Origin of the sequence: Streptomyces sp. NPDC096324, assembly GCF_044763015.1 — a bacterium.
Taxonomy (GTDB): Bacteria; Actinomycetota; Actinomycetes; order Streptomycetales; family Streptomycetaceae; genus Streptomyces.
The window spans coordinates 1-5094 of sequence record NZ_JBIWFK010000036.1 but is presented as its reverse complement, the minus strand read 5'-3'; the positions used below and the strand labels follow the sequence as shown (position 1 = coordinate 5094).

The window sequence follows — 5094 nt, the reverse complement described above, 5'->3', positions numbered from 1 at the left end:
CCAGTACCGACACGATGTCCTCGACGGCTGCCTCATCGGCACCGGCCTCCGACGCCAACCACCATGACGACATCACGCATTCAAGGTCAGTAGGTCCCGGATGATTCTCCGGGCCGCCCCCAGACAGGCCGGGGATGCAACCATTCCTTTCAGAGCTGGAACCCCCGGAAGCCGACCGCGCGCCTGAGACCCTAAAGGCTGGCACTGACAACGGCCCTGTGCTTGATCGAGCATTGAGCGGTGCGTGTCTAACTGCGTGACAACGCCGACGAACAGCGGCGGACGAGCGCGGACGTCTGCGGACCGTCGGCGCAGGCGAGAACCACACCAGCCCAAGGCCAGGCCCCCGTGCAAGTTGCTTCGGGACGAAGAGGTCGTGGGTTCAAATCCCGCCACCCCGACAGCTGAAAACACCAGGTCAGGGCCGGTTTTCCTTCACGGGAAACCGGCCCTGACTCGTTTCCCGGGGCTTCTGGGGAGTAAACGGGGAGTGGATCAAGAAACTCCACTCCCTGGGCTTCACCCCTGACGCACTCTCAACAAGGCATTGAGCGCGCGCACCGTTGACCGCGGGTGCATGGCGGACCGTGCCGCCAACGAACTCCTCCCACTGCTCAGTCAATTCATCCATGAGCCGATTGGGTCTGCCGCACGATCACGACATGATTCAAACTTTCTCCACTGGTTTCAAGCCCCGGCTGCGCGCCGCTCCGCCGGGCGGGCTCCCGGCACCGCTCGGGGCGCCGCTCCTGCCTTCGGCCCGCTCCGCCCCGGCTGCGCCGACGCCCACCCACACGTGGACAGGCCCGGAGGTCATGAGTCGAGCACCCGACGATGCAGCCACGGGCACAGACGATGCCTCCGGCGGGGGATCGGCCGGCACCGGGATGGAGGGGGCGCCGTTCCCGGCCGCGGGCACATCGTGGCGAGCGTAGTGGCTCCCATCCCGTCCACCATCGACCCAGGCAGAGCCGAGCAGACGCGGCCCATGGCGTCCAGGTCATTCGTCCAGTTGGGCGCTCCACCTGGACGCCATGAACTACGCCCGCTCCACGGTGTGTGGGTCGACGGCGGACGGGATGGGAGCTGGGGTGAGGGGTGGGCCGCAGTCACCAGCGCAAGGGAGCTGTCGCCATAGGGATCAACTGGATGAGCGGTGCCCGATGCATCAGTTGTCGACTGCGCGAGCCTCATACGCCCGAATTGTCGCCAACTTCGATTCGAACTTGTGGTCGTATCGGCGGGCCGTGAAGGCGCCCGGAGCCGTTAGCGCCCTGCCGCGAACTCGGACGACACGCACGTACGACCACGTACTGCTCCGCCCTGTGCGGTGACGCTTCTCAATTTCCACAACCTCGCTCCAAGGCACTGATCTGCGACGGAAGCGGGTGTGGAACTCCATGCCCTCGGGTGTGAGGAGTGTCGCACCGGTCCCTTGGTCGACCATGGAGAGGAGTGCGAGCGAGTAGAACCCGGCGGTGCCGCCGATCCACCACCACCGCTCAGCAGCCGATGTAGTGAGCCCAGCCGCCACCGCCATGCCGATGAAGGTCAGCGTCACGAACACGGTCCGCCACCAGTAACTCCGCCGCTCAGCGGCATCGAGGCGTATCCACGTCTGCGATGGCATGGACCGGACGTTACCGGCGAACGATACTCCTGCCACCACCTCAGGCAAGCATCGACGACAAAGTGAACGTTGCCCGTTGGCGTGAGCTGCGTCGGTCAAGGTTGTCAAGGACGTATATGGCAGCTGACACCAGCCCCTGACACCAACAGCTCCGGACATCGACGGCCAACGCCGAACTCGAACGGACGATCCACCGAGGGCGAAGGCTGGTTGGCCGACGCCGCCGACTCCTGGTGATCGACCTGATAAAGATGAGGCCACAGAGCAACGTCCGTCGTCGGCCTACGAGTCCACAGCGACTACGATCTCGCCCACACCAAAGGGAGGGAAGATCGTCATGGCTATGGGACTCGCGGGACTGCCCGGCAGAGAGTGGATGATCCGGGACTCGAAGGGCCGGAAGTACAGCTACGACTCGGAAGAAGAAGCGCTCGAGGAGCTCCCCGAGCACGGGGAAGGGGCCACGGTATGGACCCGCGAGGTCTACCGTGTGCTGTTCATCACCAGGTCGGTCGACGGCTGGCAGCAGGTTCCCACCCCGCGCGGCGAGGGCGTGTTTTAACCGCTGGTGATTGATCTGGTTCATCGGTCGGCGAAGTGGGCTTGCCCCCATCGGCCGTCCCTGCCCGCTGCCACCCTTCCAGTGCCTCGAAGCGTTCGGAACGAGCCCGCTGACTGGACTGGCTGAGCTACGGAGCAGGGTTTCCTCGTGCCACAACCGCGCCAGAACGGGCGGGGACTCACGGGGAACTGCGGCTGCTGGCGAGGGCATAGCCAGCAGGTGCCGAAGTCCGCGTTCCGCAGATCAGGCGCCAACTCGCCCCACCTCGCTCCTAAAGCGGTGGGTCTATTCGTCCGCCTGACCCGCATAGAACAGGCCACCAATGAGGCGGCTACCCCTGGACGGGAAGATCAGGATGGGTAGCCAGAAAGATCATGTAGGCGATCGCCGCTGCCGCCCCCAAGAGGGACAACACGCCACCCGCTACAGCTCGCGTCCTGTTCGCTCGTCCCGACTTTGATGCGCGGTACTCGACAAAGGCCCGCACCAGGCCAACGAGCGCCAGAGGCAGCGCGACGAAGCTGACCAGTATCCAGAACGGACAGCAGAACCAGAACGCCAAGGACGCTCCGCCGAACTAGACTGCAAGCTCTGCTTTCTCTTGCGTCTCGTCCGGGGTGCCAACAGAAATCATGGGCCGATCCAAGCAGAGCCCTTCCTGCCGTACAGCAGCGAGGTACAGCAACCGTCGCGACCCGAGTCAACCGGCAGCAGCCACATGCGACCGTGTGACCAGCCGAGCAGACCTCAGTGACCGTCGCGCCCATAGTTCGCATCGAGGGGGCCGGTCGGAGTGACTCCGCCATTTGCTGCGACCAGCGGAACTACGCCCCGTCTCACGACCACACACCAGGTCAGGAGTCTTGGAGCGTTGCCGATCACACCTATGACCTGCGATGATCCAGGTCGAATCATGATCACGCAGGAGTCCAGGCATGCGACCATTGAGGCCAGGCAGTCCCACCACTTTGTCCCGCCGGAGCCTGAAACGATCGCCTATTGCGCTGCTGGCCGTGCTAGGCATCGCTGCCGTCTCCGCTACGGGGTGCAGCAGTTCCGATGACGAAGGACTGCCGGTGCGGTTGGTCAATGAGTCGGCGTGGGATGCCCACGTGTTTGGTTGTCCGCAGTGCGGAAAGCTCGGTCTTGTGGTCGAGGGGGATCCTGGCCGAGAGCCCGGCGAGGGCGGCGGCTTCCTTTTTGGGTGGAACGAAGAACGCGCGTGGCCTGTGACGTACAAGGTTGCCGTCCGAGGAGTCGAGTCGGTTTGCCCATTCATCGACCCCGAGCCAGGCAAAGCGGAAGGCGCAGTGGGCACCCGTGACGTCATCTACCTAGTGGACGAGGCCGGAAAATGCGTCGCAGGCCCAGGAAGCATGGACGACGTCTAACGGCGACGAAGCGCAGCGGAGCGATCTATCTCTCCAAGGAAAGCTCTGGCGTCGGGGTACTCCATCCGTGATTGTGTTGAGCACCCGCCGGGCCGTCCCTGGGCCGTCCGAGGGTGCACAACGACGACCAACGCTGACAACCGTCGACGGCTAAGTCGCAGGTCGCAGCGTTGATCGATTGCAGGGGTGCAGGTCGGAGACCCGGCTCCGCACTTCTTCGGCTATTGAGCACCACTCGGCCCTCGGGGAGTATCCAAACGGCAAGTGGCGGTAGCCGTCAGGTGGTGAGTCCCGGCAGAAGACCCTATGCCGCTTCGATTCCTCATGATCGTCAGTCGGGCCGCTTGGCCATGACGACCAGACCGGGCCCGCTGTAATCCGTCGGGGGGAGTCGCAGTTCGGCGACCGAGTTTAGGCCGACCTGCTCGATCAGGTTGACGAGTTGTTCAGGCCGCCACTTGTGTGTCGTCCATCGGACGGGTACGCCGCCGTAGGCTTCGGTGCGCACCGCGTCCTCGTCACCGACGTGTGTTCCGGTAATGAAGTGACCGCCTGGCTTCAACGCGCGCGCGAACAGGGCGAGGACCTGGGTAGGGACCTCCCGGGGGAGGTTGAACAGTGACCACCACCCGAGCACGCCGCCCAAAGACCCTTCACCGAGGTCGAGCTCGGTGGCGGAAGCGACAGCGAAGCGGCACTCCGGATGAAGCCGGCGCGCGTTCTCGATCATGCGAGGAGAGAGATCTACCCCGGATACATCGAGTCCGCGTTCGGCGAGGTAGGCGGTCACCGTTCCGGGTCCGCAGCCGACATCGAGGACGGGCCCGAGCCCGCGCACGGTGTCGGCGAAGGCGTCGATCGACGCCTTGAGCCATGGATCCTTGCGGATGTCGCCGATTCCTGTCGTCACGACCATGTGGGCGTAGTTGTCGGCCACCCGGTCGTAGGCCTCACGTACGACGTCGAGGTCGGCCGGGCGGTCAATGGGGTGTGTGTGCATCAGCCAACGATATGACCGCACAGGGGACTTGGGGCCGGTAGAGCGGTTAGCACCAAACCGTTCTTCACGGCCAGGCTGGCCTCGTGAGGGCGTATGCCGTACAGCAGCGAAGTACAGCAACCTCAGCAACCGGCAGCGCCCAACACGAACCCTCATAGCCCTTCCGGCAGCCTGTATGACCTTGGATGACCGATCTATGTAGAGCTACGGATCAGAAGGTTCTCGAACCGGCCGCCAGGGCGGAGGCCACGGTGCCTCACGCACGGGCTTGAGCTCGGCTACCTTCAGGCTCCGCCGAGCGTGATCATGGAAATCGGCTCGCGCAGCTCGGTAACCGCTGAAAGCCTCCGCCCAAGATGACGGGGTGCCAGCCAACTGACCACGAGCGAGCCACTCAAGGTGCCAAACGCACCTATTAAGACGCCATTTCGTTTGGCGTGATCTTGCGGCAGTCTGGGGTGGTGACTGCTTCGCTTGTTGAGCGGATGGTGCCGGACGGTTTGTGGGAGCT

4 protein-coding genes are annotated in these 5094 nt (G+C 64.2%); 1 reads left to right on the top strand and 3 read right to left on the bottom strand.

Features of this window, described 5'->3' with window-relative positions:
• Positions 1–1168: 1168 nt before the first annotated feature.
• Positions 1169–1630 (bottom strand): hypothetical protein, encoded by a 462-nt coding sequence (locus tag ACIQ7M_RS40805; protein ID WP_403654214.1) that lies wholly within the window; start codon positions 1628–1630, stop codon positions 1169–1171.
• Positions 1631–1967: 337 nt separating this feature from the next.
• On the opposite strand from ACIQ7M_RS40805, the gene ACIQ7M_RS40800 reads away from it, so the two are divergent.
• Positions 1968–2192 carry a hypothetical protein gene (locus ACIQ7M_RS40800; RefSeq protein ID WP_403654211.1) on the top strand — a complete coding sequence of 75 codons (225 nt, stop codon included), beginning with the start codon at positions 1968–1970 and terminating at the stop codon, positions 2190–2192.
• Between the two features lie 1722 nt (positions 2193–3914).
• On the opposite strand, the gene ACIQ7M_RS40795 is transcribed toward ACIQ7M_RS40800, so the two are convergent.
• Together ACIQ7M_RS40795 and ACIQ7M_RS40790 are read right to left on the bottom strand one after the other, a co-directional pair.
• A complete protein-coding gene (locus ACIQ7M_RS40795; protein ID WP_403654208.1) occupies positions 3915–4583 on the bottom strand; it encodes a class I SAM-dependent methyltransferase in 669 nt (222 codons plus the stop codon).
• A 284-nt stretch (positions 4584–4867) separates the two neighbouring features.
• A partial coding sequence (locus ACIQ7M_RS40790; protein ID WP_403654205.1) for a hypothetical protein occupies positions 4868–5094 on the bottom strand: 227 nt, incomplete at its 5' end.

What these genes read in the sequence shown, in the direction of transcription:
- ACIQ7M_RS40795 (WP_403654208.1), bottom strand. Translation starts at nt 4,583, where the DNA reads ATGCACACACACCCCATTGACCGCCCGGCCGACCTCGACGTCGTACGT.
- ACIQ7M_RS40805 (WP_403654214.1), bottom strand. Translation starts at nt 1,630, where the DNA reads ATGCCATCGCAGACGTGGATACGCCTCGATGCCGCTGAGCGGCGGAGT.
- ACIQ7M_RS40800 (WP_403654211.1), top strand. Translation starts at nt 1,968, where the DNA reads ATGGCTATGGGACTCGCGGGACTGCCCGGCAGAGAGTGGATGATCCGG.